We start from the raw sequence: 21309 nt of genomic DNA, 5'->3' as shown, positions 1-21309 counted from the left end.
GGCCGCCTATCGCCACCATAGCTGGAGTCACACGGCCTAAGCCCCTAGAATCGCGCGACGATTACAGGAGACGACTTTATGCTGATGGTGATTTCCCCAGCGAAAACCCTCGATTTCGAGACCCCGCCGACGACCGAGCGCTTCACCCAGCCGCAATACCTGGATCACTCACAGGAGTTGATCACCCAACTGCGCGACCTCACTCCGGCGCAGATCAGCGAGTTGATGCACCTGTCCGACAAGCTGGCCGGGCTCAACGCGGCGCGGTTCGGCAGTTGGAACCCGGCCTTCACCCTGGATAACGCCAAACAGGCGTTGTTGGCGTTCAAGGGTGACGTGTACACCGGCCTGCAAGCCCAGACCTTGACCGAAACCCAATTGACCTACGCCCAGAAACACCTGCGCATGCTGTCCGGCTTGTATGGGCTACTTCGGCCGCTGGACCTGATGCAGCCCTATCGGCTGGAAATGGGTACGCGACTGCCCAATGCCCGAGGCAAGGATCTCTACGCCTTCTGGGACACGCGGATCAGCGAGTGGTTAAACGAAGCGCTGGCCGAGCAAGGTGACGACCTGTTGTTGAACCTGGCGTCCACCGAGTATTTCTCCGCGATAAAGCGCCCTGCCCTGAAAGCCCGTGTCATTGACACCGAATTCAAGGACTTCAAGAACGGGCAGTACAAGATCATCAGTTTCTACGCGAAAAAGGCGCGAGGCATGATGAGCCGCTTCGTGATTTCCGAGCAGATCAATGACGTCGATGCACTTAAACAGTTCGACGCTCAGGGATATCGCTACAGCAGTGAGCATTCCACGCCCACCAAGTTAGTGTTTCTAAGGGCCGCTTCCGAACACTAACCGAGCCTCGCGCAGTACAACTCCAAGTTTGGTTGTGCTGCGCAACATCCACTACAAAGCCTGTTTGACAACTTACTGGCGTCAAAAACAAGTCTTCTGATTTTCCAAGTTTCATTTCTCAAAAATTTAACAAGCTTTTTACAAGCTGGCCTTTTGCTTTTTTTTAATAGTGGCAATTTTATAGTCACGCGCCAAACCCCCTTTAAAACAAGGCCGAAACGAGAAATGCCATCACTTTGCAACTATCGTTTTTTCCCCTTTTATACGGGCCATTCTCAAAAAGAGGACGAGCGGCCAGGAACTTATCCCGAAACTGGACGCTCCTACATCCCGTAACAATTCTCGACTGCCGTGTGAGAGATCACTTACAAGGCACCGGGAGGAACTGGAAGTTACCAGCCAGGCTGTATGACCCGAGGGTCAAGGCGACAGGTGTCAGGAGATTCACGCACTACTTACTAACGTTTGGTTATCGGCCAAGGCACTAAACGGGTGCACACAGCGAGACTCAGGATGGACGGCGAGGGCCCTGGCCCGCACCTTCTGGCCTAGAGACCACTGGGGGCATCGCACAGAGTGGCTTGACACGTCCCAGAGCGAGAACCTGTAGCGTCTATTGATAGGTTACTTGCCACGAATACTCAGCGGTACTTGAGCTTGCCTTAACTATTAGGCACTCACCTTTTTCAACTATGCCTGCGTTCGATATGTGACCTTTATAAGTCACGTCTTTTCGAGCGCGCGATAACTGCTGGTCAAATTTCAATATCCAGCCAACTTTATGGCGTCAACATCAAGGAGAATACGATGCGTATCAGCATCTTTGGTTTGGGTTATGTCGGTGCAGTATGTGCTGGTTGCCTTTCTGCACGCGGTCATGATGTTGTCGGTGTGGATATCTCTTCCGCCAAGATCGACCTCATTAATAACGGCAAGTCACCGATCGTTGAACCTGGCCTGGAAGAGCTTCTGGCACAGGGTATTCGTACCGGTAAACTTCGCGGTACCACGGACTTCTCCGAAGCGATTCGGGCCACCGATCTGTCGATGATCTGTGTCGGCACGCCAAGCAAAAAGAACGGCGACCTGGAACTTGATTACATCGAATCGGTTTGCCGCGAAATCGGCTTTGTCCTGCGCGACAAGACTTCCCGCCACACCATCGTGGTGCGCAGTACTGTATTGCCAGGCACCGTTGCCAACGTGGTGATTCCAATCCTGGAAGACTGCTCCGGCAAGAAAGCCGGTGTCGATTTCGGCGTTGCAGTGAACCCTGAGTTCCTGCGTGAAAGCACCGCGATCAAGGACTACGACCTGCCACCGATGACGGTGATTGGCGAGTTCGACAAAGCTTCCGGCGATGTCCTGCAGTCCCTGTACGAAGAACTTGACGCTCCGATCATCCGCAAGGACATCGCAGTGGCCGAGATGATCAAGTACACCTGCAACGTGTGGCACGCCACCAAAGTCACCTTCGCCAACGAAATCGGCAACATCGCCAAGGCAGTCGGCGTCGATGGTCGTGAAGTGATGGACGTGGTTTGCCAGGACAAGACCCTGAACCTGTCCCAGTACTACATGCGTCCAGGCTTCGCTTTCGGCGGCTCTTGCCTGCCAAAAGACGTTCGCGCCCTGACCTACCGTGCTGGCAGCCTGGACGTTGAAGCCCCCCTGCTCAACTCCCTGATGCGCAGCAACGTTTCCCAGGTGCAGAACGCGTTCGACATCATCTCCAGCCACGACACTCGCAAAGTGGCGCTGTTGGGCCTGAGCTTCAAAGCCGGCACCGACGATCTGCGCGAAAGCCCGCTGGTAGAGCTGGCAGAAATGCTGATCGGTAAAGGCTTCGAGCTGAGCATCTACGACGCCAACGTTGAGTACGCCCGTGTCCACGGCGCCAACAAGGAATACATCGAGTCGAAAATCCCCCACGTCTCTTCCCTGCTCAACTCGGACTTCGACTCCGTGGTCGGCGGTGCTGACGTGATCATCCTGGGCAACCGAGACGAGCGCTTCCGCGCCCTGGCTAACAAAGCGCCGGCTGGCAAGCACGTGATCGACCTGGTCGGCTTCATGACCAGCGCCACCAGCGAAGCAGACCGCATTGAAGGTATCTGCTGGTAAATCAGCCGCAAGCTGTAGGGGCGTGGCTTGCCCGCGAAGGAAACGACGCGGGCGGGCTGGCACACCGCGAAAGGTTTATTCGCGGGCTAGTCGCAATCGCTGCTCGCTCCAACGGTTCTCTTTCCAGCCCCACGCTTGATGCCTGGGGCTTGAGGCTTGCAACTGACTTTGGGATACACATTATGCACAGGCTAAAGACCGGCCTCCTACAGGCCGCTGGTTGGCTGTTCTACCTGAGTTTATTGATGGGCCTCGCTCTGGCGTTGCCTACAAGTATCTTCGACGCCGAGTCCAAGAACTTTATTTTCCTGATTGGCGCTGTTGGCATCTGGCGCTACTCGATGGGTGCCACGCACTTCTTTCGCGGCATGTTGTTTCTGTACGTGGTTTATCCGCACTTGCGCCGCAAGGTTCGCAAGCTCGGCAAATCCGCAGACCCGTCCCATGTGTTCCTGATGGTCACCAGCTTTCGTATCGATGCGCTGACGACGGCCCAGGTGTACAGCTCGGTGATTCGCGAAGCCATTGAGTGCGGTTTCCCGACCACCATCGTGTGCTCGCTGGTGGAAATGTCCGATGAGCTGCTGGTCAAGAGCCTCTGGGCCAAGATGAACCCACCCGAGCGCGTGAAGCTGGACTTCGTGCGCATTGCCGGTACCGGCAAGCGTGACGGTCTGGCGTTTGGCTTCCGCGCCATTTCCCGGCACTTGCCGGATGATCGGGCCGTGGTTGCCGTGGTCGATGGCGACACCGTGCTCAGCGAAGGCGTCGTGCGCAAAACCGTGCCCTGGTTCCAGTTGTTCGACAATGTCGGCGGCCTGACCACCAACGAGTTTTGTGAAGTACGCGGCGGCTACATCATGAGCGAATGGCACAAGCTGCGCTTCGCCCAGCGTCACATCAACATGTGCTCGATGGCCCTGTCCAAGCGCGTACTGACCATGACCGGTCGCATGTCGGTGTTTCGTGCCTCCGTGGTGACCGACCCGGCGTTCATCGCCGACGTGGAGAGCGACTCGCTCGATCACTGGCGCCTGGGCCGGTTCAAGTTCCTCACCGGTGATGACAAGTCCAGCTGGTTCAGCCTGATGCGTCTGGGTTACGACACGTTTTACGTGCCGGATGCCGCGATCAATACCGTGGAACACCCGCCGGAAAAGAGCTTCATCAAGGCCAGTCGCAAACTGATGTACCGCTGGTACGGCAACAACCTGCGGCAGAACTCCCGCGCCCTCGGCCTGGGGATGCGTCGCCTGGGTCTGTTCACCAGCATTGTGCTGTTTGACCAGCGCGTGTCCATGTGGACGTCGATCCTGGGCCTGACCGTCGCGCTCATCGCCAGCTTCAAGTACGGCATGACGTTCCTGCTGATGTACCTGCTCTGGATCGGCATCACCCGCTTGATTCTCACGCTGTTGCTGTCCCTGTCGGGGCACACGATCGGGCCTGCCTATCCAGTCATTCTTTATTACAACCAGATCGTTGGCGCCCTGATGAAGATCTACGTCTTCTTCCGCCTGGACCGACAGTCCTGGACCCGGCAGGACACCAAACTCAGCCGTGACATGGCCAGTTTCCAGGGCTGGTTCAACACATGGTCGTCCCGGACCATGACTTTCTCGGCTGGCACCATCTTCGTCGCAGTGCTGTTGACGATGGTTTGACCAGACCAACGGATTAATCGTTTAAGTAGGAAAAATTAGCCATGAATACAGCCGTGAATGCGAACGTCGTACATGAATCCGAAGCCCAGCGCCAACACGCCCGGGTCAAGATCCCTGCAAAAATGCGCCTGCTTACCGGTGCACCGGACGCCCCTCTGGTGCGTATCGAAAACCTCTCTGCCGGGGGCTTGAGCTTCATCGCCACCGGTCACTACAAAGCAACCATCGGCGAAGTCATCAAGGGTCGCTTGCAGTTCCTGATCGACAACCTTGGCCTGGCCATGGACGTGGAAATGCAGGTTCGCTCCATCGATGCCGCAACCGGTCGCGTGGGCTGCCAGTTCCAGAATCTGGATCAGCAAGACATTGCCACCCTGCGCCACTTGATTACGTCGCACTTGAGCGGCGAGATCGTGAGCATGGGCGAAGTGCTCGCCACGCTGCAACGCGACAACTTCACCAAAGCGCGTAAAAACAAGGGCGAAGGCAGCGGCATGGGTGCGTTCGCACGTCTGCGCGCAGTGACCTTCAGCCTCGGCATTTTCATTGTGGGTCTGGCTGCGTTCGGCTACATCCTCAAGACCGTTTACGGCCTGTACTTCGTCAGCCACGCCTCGGCCGGCATGGTCATGCTGCCAGCGATGGATGTCACCATGCCCCGCGAAGGCACCGTGCAGAGTCTGGCGGCAATCAACGGCCCGGTCGCCAAAGGCGCCCCGCTCGCTTCGTTCAGCACCAGCATGCTGGAAATGCTCAAGGGCAGCCTGAACGGTGATGACCTGCAACCGGCCAAAATCGAAGAACTGTACGGCAAGCAAATGTCCGGCACGCTGACCAGCCCATGCGATTGCGTGGTTGCCAAGCAGCTGGTGGCTGATGGTCAGTTCGCGTCCAAAGGTCAGGTGATCTTCCAGTTGGTGCCGCGTAACACCGCCGCCAATGTCGAAGCGCGCTTCACCTATCGCCAGTTCAATGATGTCAAACCCGGCACCCACGTGAACTTCCAGGTAGCAGGCGAAGACAAGATTCGTGGCGGCCAGATCGTCAGCAGCACCAACCTGAGCGATGCCGACCTGTCCACCGACATCCGTGTGCAGATCAAGCCTGATGAAGCGCTGGACAGTTCGCTGGCCGGTCGTCCTGTAGAAGTCACCAGTGATCGTGGTCCTTCGATGAACTGGTTGATCGACAAAGCCATGGCCGCGGGTCTCTAACATGCGTAGCCCACTACGAACCTTGTCGACCCCCACGCTATTGAGCCTGGCGATTGCTTTCGCGCTGACCGGCTGTGCCGGTCTGCCCGACCAACGCCTGGCCAATGAAGCCCTGAAAAACGGCGACACGGCACTGGCAGAGCAGAACTATCGGCAACTGGCGGACCTGGGCTACAGCGATGCACAGGTCGGCCTGGCCGATATCCAGGTCGGCACTCGCGACCCGGAGCAACTCAAGCAGGCCGAGGCCACGTACCGCGCCGCCGCAGAAACCTCGCCTCGGGCGCAATCGCGCCTGGGTCGCCTGCTGGCTGCCAAACCCAACGCCACGGAAGCCGAACACCTGGAAGCCGAGCAGTTGCTCAAGAAGGCATTCGCCAATGGCGAAACGACTTCCCTGACGCCGCTGGCCATGCTGTATCTGCAATACCCGCACACGTTCCCCAACGTGAACGCACAGCAGAAAATCAGTGAATGGCGCGCTGCCGGCTACCCGGAAGCCGGTCTGGCCCAAGTGATGCTGTATCGCATCCAGGGCACTTACGACCAGCATCTGGATGAAGTCGAAACCATCTGCAAAACCGCGTTGAACACCACTGACATTTGCTACGTCGAGCTGGCCACCGTGTACCAGAAACGCGGCCAGACTGAACAACAGGCGGCATTGATCCAGCAACTGCAAAGCGCCTACTCGGTTGGCACGGTCGGCGCCGAGCGCGTAGACAGCGTTGCGCGCGTGCTGGGCGATGCAGAGATCGGTACACCGGATCCGGCAACCGCCCAGAAATTGCTCGAGCAAGTTGCACCGGGCTACCCGATTTCCTGGGTCACTCTGGCCAAACTGCTGTACGACTTCCCCGAACTGGGCGACGTCGACAAGATGATGGAATACCTGGACAACGGTCGTGCGGCGGATCAACCCCGTGCCGAACTGTTGCTGGGCAAGCTGTACTACGAAGGCAAATGGGTGCCGCCCGATGCGAAAAAGGCCGAGGAGCATCTCAAGAAAGCGGCCGGTACCGAAATCGCCGCGCATTACTACCTGGGGCAGATCTATCGTCGTGGCTACCTCGGCCAGGTCTACCCGCAGAAGGCTGTGGACGAACTGCTGTACGCCGCACGCGGCGGTCAGAACAGCGCCGACTTCGCCATTGCCCAGCTCTACTCCCAAGGCAAGGGCACGATGCCCAACCCGGTCAATGCCTGGGTCTTCAGCCAACTGGCGCTGAAACAAGGCACACCGCAAGCCACCGAACTCGCGCAGCAACTGAGCGCCGCACTGCCGCCTGAAAAACTCGCCACAGCCCAACGGTTGCTGGAGCAAGAGCAAAAAGTCCGGGGTGCCAGCAGCCAGAACGCGCTGGCCTTGCAAGCCCTGCAAAAAGAAGACGGCGAGGAAGCACCGCTATGAAACTGAATTCCCTGATGGCTGCAGGCATGGGCCTGGGCTTTACACTGCTGTGGGCCACGCCGACGCTGGCGGCACTGACTGAAGACCAGAACTTTGGTCTGGAAGTGAAGATCACCGGCCAGGCCGAAGACGACCGCGACCTGGGCACCCGCTCCGGCGGCGATGTCAACGGCATCGGTCTGGACATACGTCCTTGGGTCTACGGCGAGCGTGGCAACTGGAGCGGTTATGCCATGGGCCAGATCGTGACGGCCACTGACACCATCCAGACTGACCCGCTGGAAACAGCCACCGGCGATGGCACGGGCACGCAGACGGCTCGCGGCACCGCCAGCGAACGTGAAGTGGACAAAAGCTACCTGGCCCTGCGCGAGTTCTGGATCGGCTACAGCGGTTTCACGCCCTACCCCGGCGAAATGCTCAAGGTGGGTCGTCAGCGCTTGCGCAACGACGACGGCCAATGGCATGACGTGAACATCGAAGCGGTGAACTGGGTGTTCGACACCACGCTGCTGCGTGCCGATGTCGGCGTTGCCCAGCGCTTCAGCGAATACCGCACCGACCTGACCGAGCTGGACCCTAAAGACAAGGATCGCCAGCACCTGTTCGGTGACGTGAACTACCAGTGGGCCCCCGGTCACTGGGCCGGTCTGCGCGCCCATTACAGCCACGACGACGGCAGTCTCAAAGACAAAAACGAAGTCGTGGGCGATCTGGACAAGGTCTCCACTGGCGACCTGACCTGGCTGGGTCTGCAAGCCAACAGCGATGCCTACAATTATCGCAACACCAACCCGATCAACTACTGGGGCAGCCTGACCTGGCTGACCGGTGATCGTGACCAGATCGGCACCACCTACAACACGGCGACCGATCAGTACCTGGCAGGCGACAAAACCAGCAGCAACGTCAATGGCTGGGCGACCGATCTTGGCCTGCGTTTCCGTCTGGACCCGCAATGGCAAGTGGGCGCGGCGTACTCGCGCGCCAGCAAAAACTACGAACAGAACGGTCTGGAAAGCAACCGCTCCAACTGGACCGGCACCCGTTCACGCGTGCACCGCTTCGGCGAAGCCTTCCAGGGCGAAATGGCCAACGTGGAAAGCGCTTCGTTGTTCGCGTCCTGGCAATTGCGTGATGACTACGACGCGTCGCTGATCTACCACAAGTTCCGCCGTGTAGACGGCAATGCGCGCATCGGTGGCGCTGGCGTGAACCCTAACAGCGAGATTTACGACGAGAACGGCGTATCGACCAATACCTTCGATTCGCTTCCTCTGGAAGACGGTCGCAAGGATCTGGGTCAGGAGATGGACCTGGTGGTCACCAAGTACTTCAAACAGGGCCTGTTGCCAGCGGCGTTGAGTCAGTCCATGGACGAGCCATCGGCACTGGTGCGTCTGCGCGCTGGCGTCTTCAAGCCGGGCGACGCTTACCACAACGGCGTGGATGAATACATGCACCGCGCCATTGTCGACGTTATCTGGCGCTTCTGATGCGAACCGCGAAAGGAGTGCGAGTCATGAACAGTCAAGCAAGCAGCTTGCGAACCCGGTCCTGGCCACAGGCCTTGCTGGAAGGCGCCGTGCTGAGTAGCGCATTGTTGCTGGGCAGTACAGCCGCACTGGCGACCAGCGCGACAGCCCCAACCGCTCCGGCCAAAGCCGGGGTCGTCAAAGAGCTGCAACAGGCCAAGACCTACATCATCAGCAGCCCGCCAATTGAGCCACTGATGATGGCCAAACCCACGCTGCCGGACCTGAGCGGCTACACCGCCGAAGCCGCCGCGAAAAAAATCGTGCGCGGCAAAGCGGCCAAGGTTCGCGTTGGCCGGATGATGCAGGAAAACGGTCTGAAGGAATTCATCGGTGGCGATAACAAGATGGCCGAATGGGTGGCCCGTCAACACGGCATCCCTCAGGCGATCGTCGTCGAAGACGGTTACACCAACCTTAAAGACCTTGCCAAAAAAGTACCCAAGCAGTACCTGAAAGAAGTCTCGCCGGGCGTGTTCCTGGCGCGAGTGCCGATTCTGGTCACTGAGCATGCCGTGCTGGAAATTGCCGGGGATGAACTGCGCCTGTCACAGGAAGGCGGCTCGTTTCTGGTCATCGAAGGCAAGCTGTTCATGTCCAATGCCCAGTTGAATGGCTGGCGTGAGGCCGACAATGGCCTGGCCATGTTCCGCTCACCCACGGAGTTCCGTCCGTTCCTGCTGTCGTGGGGTGGTTCGCAGACTTACGTCGTCAACAGCAAGATGTCGAGCCTGGGTTACTCCAAGAGCAAGTCCTACGGCGTGAGTATTTCCCAATACACGCCCAACATGGCCAAGGTCATGAAAAGACCGGAACCCACCGGCTGGATCATCGGCTCGGAGTTCGCGGACCTGTGGTACGGCTTCTACTGCTATGAAACCCGTGACTTCGTGGTCAAGGGCAATACCTATCGCGACAACATCGTCTATGGCATTGACCCCCACGACCGTTCGCACAACCTGATCATTGCTGAAAACGATGTCTACGGAACCAAGAAAAAGCACGGGATCATCATCTCCCGTGAAGTGAACGACAGCTTCATTTTCCGTAACAAGAGCCACGACAACAAACTGTCCGGCGTGGTGCTGGACCGTAACAGCAGCAACAACCTGGTCGCTTACAACGAGGTTTATCAGAACCACACCGACGGCATCACGTTGTATGAAAGCGGCGACAACCTGCTGTGGGGCAACCGTGTCATTGCCAATCGCCGTCACGGCATCCGTGTGCGTAACAGCGTGAACATCAAGCTGTACGAAAACGTTGCCATGGGCAACGGCCTGATGGGCGTCTACGGCCACATCAAGGATCTGAGCGACACCGACCGCGACATCGCCCTCGACCCTTTCGATGCCAAAGTCTCGTTGATCGTCGTGGGTGGAGAACTGACCGGCAATCACTCTGGCCCGCTGTCCATCGATTCGCCCTTGAGTATCGAGCTGTATGACGTAGCGATGCTGGCCCCGACCAAGAGCGGCGGCATCAGCTTCAACGGCGTGCTGGGCGATCGGCAGGACGAGATTCTCGACCTGCTGGTGCGCCAGAAAAAAGCCGTGCTGATCGACCCGGTCGAACGCCAGACAGAACTTCAGGACTGAGGAAAGTACTTTTATGCACGCACATTTGATCAAGTTACTCAGCCTGTCCGGCTTGACCGCAGCCCTGATTGCTATCAGCGGCGGCGCTCGCGCCGACGACACTCAGGCGCCGACGTTCACCGCCGATCCTTGCTGCAACCTGTGTCCTGAAGCTCACGACGCCAAGAACTACGTGACCCGCTATCAGCAGAACTTCACCACACTGGTGCAAGCCCAGGGCGACTGGCTGTTCCGGACCCAGGAAGACCTGCGCACCGAATTCGACACCACGCCGGAAGGCTACCGTCGCATGAAAGAACTGCACGACGCCTTCAAGAGCAAGGGCGTTGAACTGGTTGTCGTATACCAGCCGACGCGCGGGCTGGTGGACCGCAACAAACTGTTCCCGGCCGAACGCGACAAGTTCGACTACGACAAGGCGCTGAAGAACTACAAAGCCATGCTCGGCCGCTTCGACAAGATGGGCTACTGGGTGCCGGACCTGTCGCCGTTGACCAACGAGCAACAGGCCCATGATTTCTACTTCCGCGGTGACCAACACTGGACGCCATACGGCGCGCAGCGCACGGCGAAAATCGTTGCCGAAACCGTGAAGAAAATCCCGGGTTACGCGAGCATTCCCAAGCGCGAATTCGAAAGTCACGTCTCTGGCCGCATGGGCAAGACCGGCACCCTGCACAACATGGCTGCACAGCTGTGCGGTAACACTTACGCCATTCAGTACATGGACCAGTTCACCACTGAGCCCAAGGGCGAAGCCGCCGACGGTGACTTGTTTGGCGATTCCGGCAACCCGGAAATCACCCTGGTCGGCACCAGCCACAGCGGCAAGAACTACAACTTTGCCGGCTTCCTGCAGGAATACATGGGCGCGGACGTGCTGAACGTCGCCTTCCCGGGCGGTGGCCTGGAAGGTTCCATGCTGCAGTACCTGGGCAGTGAAGACTTCCAGAAGCGTCCGCCGAAGATTCTGATCTGGGAATTCTCACCGCTCTATCGCCTGGACCAGGAGACCATCTATCGCCAGATGATGTCACTGCTGGACAACGGCTGCGAAGGCAAGCCGGCCGTCATGAGCGCCAGCACTACCCTCAAGCCGGGCACCAATGAAGTACTGGTCAACGGTAAGAACGGAATCAAGGACATCCGCAACGGCAGCAACCAGATCGATATTCGTTATGCCGACACTTCGGTGAAAGTCCTTCAGGCCCGACTCTGGTACATGAATGGCCGCCACGAAGATCTGAAAATCGAAAAACCGGAAACATCCGATACCGACGGACGCTTCTCCTTCGAACTGCGCGAAGACAAGGACTGGTCAGACCAGCAATTGCTCGCGCTTGAAGTACAGGGCCCTGAAGCGGGCGCTGCACCTCAGAAAATCGAAGCGAAGGTTTGCAAACGCAACGTGTTCCCGAGAGCTGCGCAGAACACCGCGCAAGCCGGGTTATGAGGCTACTTATGCACACTCCGAAACTGATGCTCCCTACCCTGCTTTCGCTGGCCATGATGGCTGTTGGCGCCGGTACCGCCAGCGCCGCCACGACACTTGTGCCGCCGCAGGGGTATTACGCCCCCATTGAAAAACTCAAGACCGGCGAAGGCAACTTCGCCTGTGCCCCGATCCCGCAGCCGTATACCGACAAGCTGGTGTTTCGCAGCAAATACGAAGGTTCCGACAAGGCGCGTTCGACCCTCAACGAGGAATCGGAACAAGCCTTCCGTGATGCGACCAAGTCCATCACGACGCTGGAGCGCGGCATCAGCAAAGTCGTGATGCAGTACATGCGCGACGGCCGCCCGGAACAGCTCGACTGCGCGCTGAACATGCTCACCACATGGGCCAAGGCCGATGCGCTGGAGTCCAAGGACTTCAACCACACGGGCAAGTCGATGCGCAAGTGGGCGCTGGGCAGCATGTCCTCCGCTTATCTGCGTTTGAAATTCTCCGATTCCCACCCGTTGGCCGCGCATCAGCAGCAGGCGCAGATCATCGAAGCCTGGTTCAGCAAACTGGCGGATCAAGTCGTCAGCGACTGGGACAACCTGCCGCTGGAAAAAATCAACAACCATTCGTACTGGGCAGCCTGGTCAGTCATGGCCACAGCGGTCGCAACTGACCGCAAGGACCTGTTCGACTGGGCGGTCAAGGAATTCAAAGTCGGCGCCAATCAGGTCGACAAAGACGGCTTCCTGCCTAACGAACTCAAGCGCAAGCAGCGTGCCTTGTCGTATCACAACTACGCCCTGCCGCCACTGGCCATGATTGCCAGTTTCGCTCAGGTGAACGGTGTGGATCTTCGTCCGGAAAACAACGGTGCCTTGCAGCGACTGGGCGAGCGCGTGTTGAGCGGAGTCAAGGATCCCGACACGTTCAAGGAACGCAATGGCGACAAGCAGGACATGACCGATCTGAAGATCGACAGCAAGTTTGCCTGGCTTGAACCGTACTGCTCGCTCTACACCTGTAAGCCTGAAGTGCTTGAACACAAACACGAGATGCAGCCGTTCAAGACCTTCCGCCTCGGGGGTGACCTGACCAAGGTCTACGACCCGAGTCATGAAAAGGGCGACAAAGGTTCCTGAGTAAGGATCACCCGTAGGAGCGAACTTGTTCGCGAGGCGGCGTCTCGACACCGCACTTTAGCGTCAGATTCAGGTTGTCCGATCTGGCGCTTCGCCAACAAGTTGGCTCCTACAGGTACTGCATTGACCCCCGGTTTTTCACGGGGGGTTTGGGGGGGCTTCGGCCTTTGACTGTTGGATCAACGGAGAGATAAGGATGGTTTTTTCATCCAACGTGTTCCTGTTCTTGTTCTTGCCGATTTTCCTCGGCTTGTACTACTTGAGCGGACAACGCTACCGCAACCTGCTGCTGCTGGTTGCCAGCTATGTCTTCTACGCCTGGTGGCGTGTGGACTTCCTGGCACTGTTTGCCGCCGTCACGTTGTGGAACTACTGGATCGGCCTCAAGGTGGGCGCCGCCGGTGTGCGCACCAAACCGGCCCAACGCTGGCTGTTGCTCGGCGTCGGGGTTGACCTGTGCATCCTGGGCTACTTCAAGTACGCCAACTTCGGTGTGGACAGCATCAACGCGATGATGCTGTCGGTCGGTCTTGAACCGTTCATCCTGACCCACGTGCTGTTGCCGATCGGGATCTCGTTCTACATCTTCGAGTCCATCAGCTACATCATCGACGTGTATCGCGGTGATACCCCGGCCACGCGCAACCTCATCGACTTTGCAGCGTTCGTGGCGATTTTCCCGCACCTGATTGCCGGTCCGGTGTTGCGTTTTCGCGACCTGGCGGATCAGTTCAACAACCGCACGCACACCCTGGACAAGTTCTCCGAGGGCTGCACGCGGTTCATGCAGGGTTTCATCAAGAAGGTGTTCATTGCCGACACCCTGGCGGTGGTCGCCGACCATTGCTTTGCCTTGCAAAACCCGACCACGGGCGATGCCTGGCTGGGCGCACTGGCCTACACCGCGCAGTTGTATTTCGACTTCTCCGGTTACAGCGACATGGCCATCGGCCTGGGCTTGATGATGGGTTTCCGCTTCATGGAAAACTTCAAACAGCCGTACATCAGCCAGTCGATCACCGAGTTCTGGCGTCGCTGGCACATCAGCCTTTCCACCTGGCTGCGTGACTACCTGTACATCACGTTGGGCGGCAACCGTAAAGGCACGCTGACCACCTATCGCAACCTGTTTCTGACCATGTTGCTGGGCGGTCTGTGGCACGGCGCGAACATCACCTACGTCGTATGGGGCGCCTGGCACGGCATGTGGCTGGCGATTGAAAAAGCGTTGGGCCTGAACACCAACCCGCACAGTTTCAACCCGATCCGCTGGGCGCTGACGTTCTTGCTGGTGGTGATGGGCTGGGTGATCTTCCGTGCGGAAAACCTGCACGTTGCCGGTCGTATGTACGGCGCGATGTTCAGCTTCGGTGAATGGCAACTGTCGGAACTCAACCGCGCCAGCCTGACCGGCCTGCAAGTGGCAACGATGGTCGTGGCTTACGCGACCCTGGCGTTCTTCGGCCTGCGCGATTTCTACAACAATCGTCCTGCCGACAAGGCTGCCACCAAAGCCACGCCAGATCTCGGCGTTCAGGCTGAAGGCCCGGCCAATGCCGTACCCGGCACCATCAAAGCCGTTCCCGGTGACAACCCGGGCAGCATTCACTTGCCCGGCTACACCGTGGGCGTTGAAGCCCAGGTGCAGCCCGCTTACTGGGTCGCCGATTGGCCTCGCTACGCCATGCGCGCGGTAATCCTGCTGCTGTTCGTTGCATCGATTCTCAAACTTTCGGCGCAAAGCTTCTCGCCGTTCCTTTACTTCCAGTTCTGAGGAGCCTGACATGACCCGTTCATTACGAATCCTCTATATCGCCCTGTTCATGGGGATCCTGTTGGCACTGGGGATCTGGTCGCTGCGCAGCTTCGGCAGCTTCTCGACCACTTCGGAAACAACAGTCCTCAACGGTCGTTGGGCCAAGGCGGCGGAGACTCACTACGACGAAGAGTTCCCGATCAAGCGCCTGGGCACCAACCTCTGGGCGGCGCTGGATTACAAGCTGTTCAACGAAGGTCGGCCCGGCGTTGTGCTGGGCAAGGACCAATGGCTGTACACCGACGAAGAGTTCGACGCGGTCGCCAATGGCGAACAGAACGAAGCGGACAACCTGGCCATCATCCAGGGCGTGCGTGACGCACTGAAGGCCCAGGGCACCGAACTGGTACTGGCGATCATTCCGGCCAAGACGCGTCTGTACCCTGAGCACATCGGCGATACCAAGCCGTCCACTTTGCACACCGATCTGTATCAGCAGTTCCATGCGCAAGCGGCTCAGGCCGGTATTTTCGCGCCGGATCTGCTGGGGCCGTTGCAGGGTGCCAAGCAGAACGGCCAGGTGTTCCTGCGCACTGACACCCACTGGACGCCCATGGGCGCCGAAGTGGCCGCGCAGCAACTGAGTGCTGCCATTGCGCAAAAAACACCGTTGAGCGGCGAGCCTGAACAGTTCGTCACCCAGGCCAAGGAAACGGCGGCCTATAAAGGCGACCTGACCACCTTCCTGCCGCTGGATCCACTGTTCAGTAATTTGCTGCCACAGCCGGATCAGTTGCAACAACGCAGCACAGATCTGGTCGAAGCTCAGGCTTCGGGTGATGACGCACTGTTTGCCGACAGCGATGTTGCCGTGGGTCTGGTGGGCACAAGTTACAGCGCCAACCCCAACTGGAACTTCGTGGGTGCACTTAAACAGGCGTTGCACAGCGATGTCGTGAATTACGCGGAAGACGGGCACGGTCCGATTCTGCCCATGCTCAAGTACCTGCAAACCGACGCGTTCAAAAACAGCCCGCCTCAAGTGCTGATCTGGGAATTCCCGGAACGCTATCTGCCGGCTCATAACGACCTGGGTGAGTTCGATCCCAAGTGGATCGCTGAACTCAAGAAAGCCCGTGACGATCAACAAAATCTGGCTCAAAACGCCAAACCTACCGAGTCGCCCAACCGGGCGCAAAACTGAGAGGACTACTCACATGACCTTACAGACCACTCCACACACTTTGGCTGAGAACACTATGACCACTGCAACGATCAACACCACTACCAAGAACCGTTTTCTCAAAAACTGCGCACTGGCAGCCGGCCTCGGCTTGATGTCCCTGCAGGCTTTCGCTGGCGACTCCGCGCTTTACGGCCCTACCGCACCGAAAGGCTCGACCTTCGTGCGTGTGTATAACGCCAGCAGCGCAGAAATCAGCGCCAGCGTTGGCAACACCAACATGAACGAAGTCGCGCCGCTGGGCAGCACCACCTTCAGCTTCATGCCACAGGGCGACTACACCGCCAAGCTCGGCAGCCAGACGGTTCCGGTGAAACTGGCCAGCGATCACTACTACACCCTGGTCAACAACGCCAGCGGCAAGCCGCAACTGGTTGAAGAGCCTCCGTTCAAAAACAAGCAGAAGTCCCTGGTGCGCGTGCAGAACCTCAGCGACAAGACGCTGACGCTGAAAACCGCTGACGGCAAGACTGATGTGATCAAGGCCGTGGCCGCCAAAGGCACCGGCGAGCGTGAAATCAACCCGGTGAAGGTCAGCCTGGCGCTCTTCGACGGCGACAAGAAAATCAGCGACCTGAAGCCCGTGTCCCTTGAGCGTGGCGAAGCCGCCGTGCTGTACATCACCGGCAGTGGCAGCAGCCTGTCGCCAGTCTGGGTCAAGCCGCCTGTAGCCACTCGCTAATCGAATTGAGTCAGCCGGTCCGAGCCTTTCCAAAGAAGGCACGAGCGGACCGGCCGACGCGGAACAAGAACAAGACAGAAACGACAGACAGAACGACGTTCAGCCCTATTTCGAATGCTATTGGAGATACAAAATGATTCCAGTGATCTTGTCAGGCGGTAGCGGTTCACGACTCTGGCCGCTTTCGCGTAAACAGTTCCCCAAGCAGTTCCTGGCTCTGACCGGTGAACATACGCTGTTCCAGCAAACCCTCGAGCGCCTGGTGTTCGACGGCATGCAACAACCTATCGTGGTCTGCAATAAAGACCACCGTTTCATCGTGAACGAACAACTGGCAGCGCTGAAGCTGGAAACCCAGACCGTGATCATGGAACCGTTTGGCCGCAACACTGCACCAGCGGTGGCCATTACTGCCATGACACTGCTGGCCGAAGGCAACGATGAGCTGATGCTGATCCTGCCGGCCGATCACGTGATCGACGACCAGAAAGCCCTGCAACGCGCCCTGGCCCTGGCCACTGTCGCCGCAGAGCGCGGCGAGATGGTGCTGTTCGGCGTCCCGGCCACCAAACCGGAAACCGGTTACGGCTACATCAAGTCCACCGCTGACGCGCTGTTGCCCGAGGGCGTGAGCCGCGTGTCGAACTTCGTCGAAAAACCGGACGAAAAACGCGCCAAGGAATTCGTCGAAGCCGGCGGTTATTTCTGGAACAGCGGCATGTTCCTGTTCCGCGCCAGCCGTTATCTGGAAGAGCTGAAAAAGCACGATCCGGACATCTACGACACCTGCATGCTGACCCTGGAACGCAGCAAGCGTGAAGACAACACCATCGACATCGACGCAGCCACCTTCGCCTGCTGCCCGGACAACTCCATCGACTACGCCGTGATGGAAAAAACCCAACGCGCCTGTGTCGTACCGTTGGTCGCTGGCTGGAATGACGTGGGCTGCTGGGCCTCCCTGTGGGAAGTGCATGACAAAGACAGCAACGGCAACGTCACCAAAGGCGACGTCATCCTGCAAGACAGCCGCAACTGCATGATCCACGGCAACGGCAAGCTGGTGTCGGTGATCGGCCTGGACAACATCGTGGTCGTGGAAACCAAGGACGCGATGATGATTGTCCACAAGGACAAGGTTCAGGGCGTCAAGCAGATGGTCAACACGCTCAATGAGCAAGGCCGCAGCGAAACCCAGAACCACCTTGAAGTCTATCGTCCGTGGGGTTCCTACGATTCGGTCGACATGGGCGGCCGCTTCCAGGTCAAGCGCATCTCGGTCAAGCCAGGCGCCAGCCTCTCGCTGCAAATGCACCATCACCGTGCCGAGCACTGGATCGTGGTATCAGGCACGGCCCAGGTTACCTGTGACGAGAACGTGTTCCTGCTCACCGAAAACCAATCCACTTACATCCCGATCGCTTCGGTCCATCGCCTGAAAAACCCGGGCAAGATCCCGTTGGAAATCATCGAAGTGCAATCGGGCAGCTACCTGGGTGAAGACGACATCGAGCGTTTCGAAGACGTCTACGGTCGCTCCAACAACCTGGAAGCGGGCATCAAAACCCAGACCCTCGCGCGTTAATCGAGGCGTCGTTACACGCCTCACGTTTTAAAGAGCAGTCGCCCCCGACAACTTTCTGCGTATTCCCATCCGCAGAGGGTTGTTGGGGGTTTTTTATTGCCTGTAATTCGATGAATTGAAACGTCTCAAGCTAAAAACTTTTGACGCCGCTCAAAAGGCATTCAATCTGGCGGTGCGGCCTGGCCACCTGCTCGTCTTACACACCCTGGCAGAGGATGCGCCGTGCTTACTTCTGCTTACATCTTCGGAATTGACCACTTATTCAATCAATGATTACGTCATTTCATTAGCTAAGCAAACCCAGCGCACACCAAGAAAGGGTGCTTGGCGTATCGTCGAGCACTTAACATCATGGATCAAGAACATATAAAAAAGGATTTACAATGAACAACATCACTTTTAAAAAAACAATGCTTGCTACATCACTTTTTCTAGCACTAAGTGGATTATATGGTTCAACAGCTTTAGCGACACCGGCCTGTGATCCAGGCGACAGCCAGCAAGCTAACACAACTGGAATCAATACTAATCAAGACTTCACCGGCGCGCTCACTGAAGTCACTGACGTTCAAATCACCGACCTGCCTGACAAAATCAATCGTGTCTTTGATAAATTGGAGAACGCAGGCGATGTTAAATACTATAGCTTTACCGCGTTGCGGGGACAGAAGACAATGATCAACGACGTCCTGCGAGGGGCTGAAGGATCTTATTGGAAAATCGAATATAACATCACAGGAAATTGGCAACCTGCACCTACGTTCGAACCACTCATCACGCCCTCACTGACCGCCGGTCAGAAGGTTCAGATCAGAATTTCTCATCCTGCCGGAGTGCCCTTTCAATCAGATAAATACTTCCAAATTGATGTCGGCTCAGCCCCGTACGCCCACAATATTAGAATCAAAACTGAAGGTCCGAAGACCGGAAGCTATTTCTCGACATCGACATTCAGAGACAGAATTATGTGGGCGACCAATATCAGAGACTCAACGGGTCAGCTTCTAGAAGGGGCTACTGTTGATTTTGTCATAAATCCCGATGACCAAAATCCTTCCAACGAGGTTAGATCGCGGCGCGTCACCGTCACGGGAGGAATCGTGGAATACGTGAGCTTTCCAGCCTGCAGCGGGCGCCATGTGACTACCCGTTTTACCGGGGTATATGACTTCACCACAAAATGGCAAGCCACTTATAATACCGGCCACTGGCACGTTTCTGTCCGAGGCAACCCATCTACGGGCATCAGTCCCGTGCCTATCACCCAAATTTGCTCAATGAAAATCATCGGTTAATAGTTGAAGGCTAACGGCATTTTCCAAGCGGCTAGCCTTCTTGCAAACAAGAGCCAACGAAATGACGAGCGTATGGGGCTGACAAACCCTCTATCGTACGTTCCACTAACCCCGCCAACATCCAGACATACTCACCTGCCGCTTTCTTGAATTCTGAATTATCATTCAGCAATTCAAAAAGCAGTTTTTCGGTTTTTGCATCAAGTGGGCGCGAAATGCTTATCGGCCTGATGGTGTTTTTTTCATCAACTGAGAAGCTTAGTTCGTTTAACAATTCAGGCTCAACGCCGACAGTCGTCTTTTTGACGTCTTGCCAAATTGTATCCATTTGATTGGCGACGCACTCTGCTGCGCGCCTGCGGGCATTTAATTTTGCGTGTTCGTAAGAGTCCCGCGGACTGAGTATCGCCTCGTAGCATACACAGCCGCCCTCATACAGCGCGTTATCAAATTCTCTCTCGTGATAAACATAATCGGGCTCCGGCTGACTGAGCACAAATTCGCACTCCCGCGCAGTTACTTCATCAACTCCCCCATTCCTTTTGGCTTTCTCATAAGCGATTTCGATTGCACGTCGGTACGAATGATTTTGGTCGACGATAAAATCCAGATTCATGGTGGCCTCTCATGCCAAATATACATAAGAGGCGTAACGGCAGATCCATGAATTAGCTGACCTGAAGAGTTCGACTGATAAGTCCCATCAGCCTGTATGAAATAGGCTACAACGCCCCACTGGATCGCTTTCTATAAGTGTCCAGTAGTTATCCAGATAGCTGATAACCTGATCGAGCATCAGACCTATCGCGTTACCTTATGCATCAATGTCATCGCAAAGCCTGAAGCGATCACCTTTTGCGCTGCAAAGGTTCACAGTTGGTTATTTCTGGAACAGCGCCATGTTCCTGTTCCGCGCCAGCCGTTATCTGGAAGAGCTGAAAAAGCACGATCCGGACATCTACGACACCTGCATGCTGACCCTGGAACGCAGCAAGCGTGAAGACAACACCATCGACATCGACGCTGCCACCTTCGCCTGCTGCCCGGACAACTCCATTGACTACGCCGTGATGGAAAAAAACCCAACGCGCCTGTGTCGTACCGTTGGTCGCTGGCTGGAATGACGTGGGCTGCTGGGCTTCGCTGTGGGAAGTGCATGACAAAGACAGCAACGGCAACGTCACCAAAGGCGACGTCATCCTGCAAGACAGCCGCAACTGCATGATCCACGGCAACGGCAAGCTGGTGTCGGTGATCGGCCTGGACAACATCGTGGTCGTGGAAACCAAGGACGCGATGATGATTGTCCACAAGGACAAGGTTCAGGGCGTCAAACAGATGGTCAACACGCTCAATGAGCAAGGCCGCAGCGAAACCCAGAACCACCTTGAAGTCTATCGTCCGTGGGGTTCCTACGATTCGGTCGACATGGGCGGCCGCTTCCAGGTCAAGCGTATCTCGGTCAAGCCAGGCGCCAGCCTCTCGCTGCAAATGCAACATCACCGTGCCGAGCACTGGATCGTGGTATCAGGCACGGCCCAGGTTACCTGCGACGGGCACCAAAACCCAGACCCTCGCGCGTTAATCGAGGCGTCGTTACACACCTCACGTTTTAAAGAGCAGTCGCCCCCGACAACTTTCTGCGTATTCCCATCCGCAGAGGGTTGTTGGGGGTTTTTTATTGCGTAATTTTCGGACAGATCAAAAACGCTCAACTCACCCATTTTTGGCGGTCCGTTCATTGGAGCACTGTTACCG

Annotated in this window: 15 protein-coding genes and 1 pseudogene; 15 read left to right on the top strand and 1 reads right to left on the bottom strand. The window is 57.1% G+C overall.

The annotated features are described in order from the left end of the window. Nucleotides 1–78: 78 nt before the first annotated feature. The 14 genes from yaaA to ACP7B0_RS09560 all read left to right on the top strand — a co-directional run bounded on the left by yaaA (nt 79) and on the right by ACP7B0_RS09560 (nt 19551). Nucleotides 79–858, top strand: a complete 780-nt coding sequence (yaaA, locus tag ACP7B0_RS09625) for a peroxide stress protein YaaA (RefSeq protein ID WP_426141041.1) — start codon at nt 79–81, stop codon at nt 856–858. Between the two features lie 807 nt (nt 859–1665). Next, nucleotides 1666–2982, top strand: a complete 1317-nt coding sequence (locus ACP7B0_RS09620; protein WP_426141040.1) for a nucleotide sugar dehydrogenase — start codon at nt 1666–1668, stop codon at nt 2980–2982. Nucleotides 2983–3164: 182 nt separating this feature from the next. Continuing rightward, on the top strand, nt 3165–4646 hold the full coding sequence (gene alg8 / locus ACP7B0_RS09615) for a mannuronan synthase (protein ID WP_426141039.1): 1482 nt from the start codon (nt 3165–3167) through the stop codon (nt 4644–4646). A 41-nt stretch (nt 4647–4687) separates the two neighbouring features. After that, a complete protein-coding gene (locus ACP7B0_RS09610) occupies nt 4688–5860 on the top strand; it encodes a PilZ domain-containing protein (protein ID WP_426141038.1) in 1173 nt (390 codons plus the stop codon). Nucleotide 5861: 1 nt separating this feature from the next. Then, nucleotides 5862–7271, top strand: a complete 1410-nt coding sequence (gene algK / locus ACP7B0_RS09605; protein WP_426141037.1) for an alginate biosynthesis TPR repeat lipoprotein AlgK — start codon at nt 5862–5864, stop codon at nt 7269–7271. Continuing rightward, nucleotides 7268–8767 (top strand): alginate export family protein, encoded by a 1500-nt coding sequence (locus ACP7B0_RS09600; protein WP_426141036.1) that lies wholly within the window; start codon nt 7268–7270, stop codon nt 8765–8767. The genes algK and ACP7B0_RS09600 overlap by 4 nt, the downstream gene beginning before the upstream one ends. A gap of 26 nt (nt 8768–8793) precedes the next feature. Next, complete coding sequence (gene algG / locus ACP7B0_RS09595) at nt 8794–10404, top strand: mannuronan 5-epimerase AlgG (protein ID WP_426141035.1); 1611 nt, start codon at nt 8794–8796, stop codon at nt 10402–10404. Between the two features lie 13 nt (nt 10405–10417). Continuing rightward, nucleotides 10418–11857 (top strand): alginate O-acetyltransferase AlgX-related protein, encoded by a 1440-nt coding sequence (locus tag ACP7B0_RS09590; RefSeq protein ID WP_426141033.1) that lies wholly within the window; start codon nt 10418–10420, stop codon nt 11855–11857. An 8-nt stretch (nt 11858–11865) separates the two neighbouring features. Further along, nucleotides 11866–12990, top strand: a complete 1125-nt coding sequence (locus ACP7B0_RS09585) for a mannuronate-specific alginate lyase (protein ID WP_426141031.1) — start codon at nt 11866–11868, stop codon at nt 12988–12990. Between the two features lie 196 nt (nt 12991–13186). Beyond that, nucleotides 13187–14764 (top strand): MBOAT family O-acyltransferase, encoded by a 1578-nt coding sequence (locus tag ACP7B0_RS09580; RefSeq protein ID WP_426141029.1) that lies wholly within the window; start codon nt 13187–13189, stop codon nt 14762–14764. 10 nt (nt 14765–14774) lie between these two features. Continuing rightward, nucleotides 14775–15950, top strand: a complete 1176-nt coding sequence (locus ACP7B0_RS09575; RefSeq protein WP_426141028.1) for an alginate O-acetyltransferase — start codon at nt 14775–14777, stop codon at nt 15948–15950. Nucleotides 15951–16005: 55 nt separating this feature from the next. Beyond that, a complete protein-coding gene (locus tag ACP7B0_RS09570; protein ID WP_426141026.1) occupies nt 16006–16671 on the top strand; it encodes an alginate O-acetyltransferase AlgF in 666 nt (221 codons plus the stop codon). 133 nt (nt 16672–16804) lie between these two features. After that, nucleotides 16805–18256, top strand: coding sequence for a mannose-1-phosphate guanylyltransferase/mannose-6-phosphate isomerase (locus ACP7B0_RS09565; protein WP_426141025.1), 1452 nt, complete (start codon nt 16805–16807; stop codon nt 18254–18256). A 383-nt stretch (nt 18257–18639) separates the two neighbouring features. Further along, nucleotides 18640–19551 carry a hypothetical protein gene (locus ACP7B0_RS09560; protein WP_426141023.1) on the top strand — a complete coding sequence of 304 codons (912 nt, stop codon included), beginning with the start codon at nt 18640–18642 and terminating at the stop codon, nt 19549–19551. A gap of 31 nt (nt 19552–19582) precedes the next feature. Here ACP7B0_RS09560 and ACP7B0_RS09555 read toward each other — a convergent pair whose 3' ends face one another. Continuing rightward, nucleotides 19583–20167 carry a hypothetical protein gene (locus tag ACP7B0_RS09555; RefSeq protein ID WP_426141022.1) on the bottom strand — a complete coding sequence of 195 codons (585 nt, stop codon included), beginning with the start codon at nt 20165–20167 and terminating at the stop codon, nt 19583–19585. A 262-nt stretch (nt 20168–20429) separates the two neighbouring features. Between ACP7B0_RS09555 and ACP7B0_RS09550 the strand changes: the two are divergent. After that, nucleotides 20430–21105, top strand: a pseudogene (locus ACP7B0_RS09550) (sugar phosphate nucleotidyltransferase); the annotation flags it as partial. Between the last annotated feature and the right edge of the window lie 204 nt (nt 21106–21309).

It is taken from the genome of Pseudomonas sp. DWP3-1-2 (genome assembly GCF_049896285.1).
In the GTDB taxonomy this organism is placed as follows: domain Bacteria; phylum Pseudomonadota; class Gammaproteobacteria; order Pseudomonadales; family Pseudomonadaceae; genus Aquipseudomonas.
This window is presented reverse-complemented; position numbering and strand designations above follow the sequence as displayed.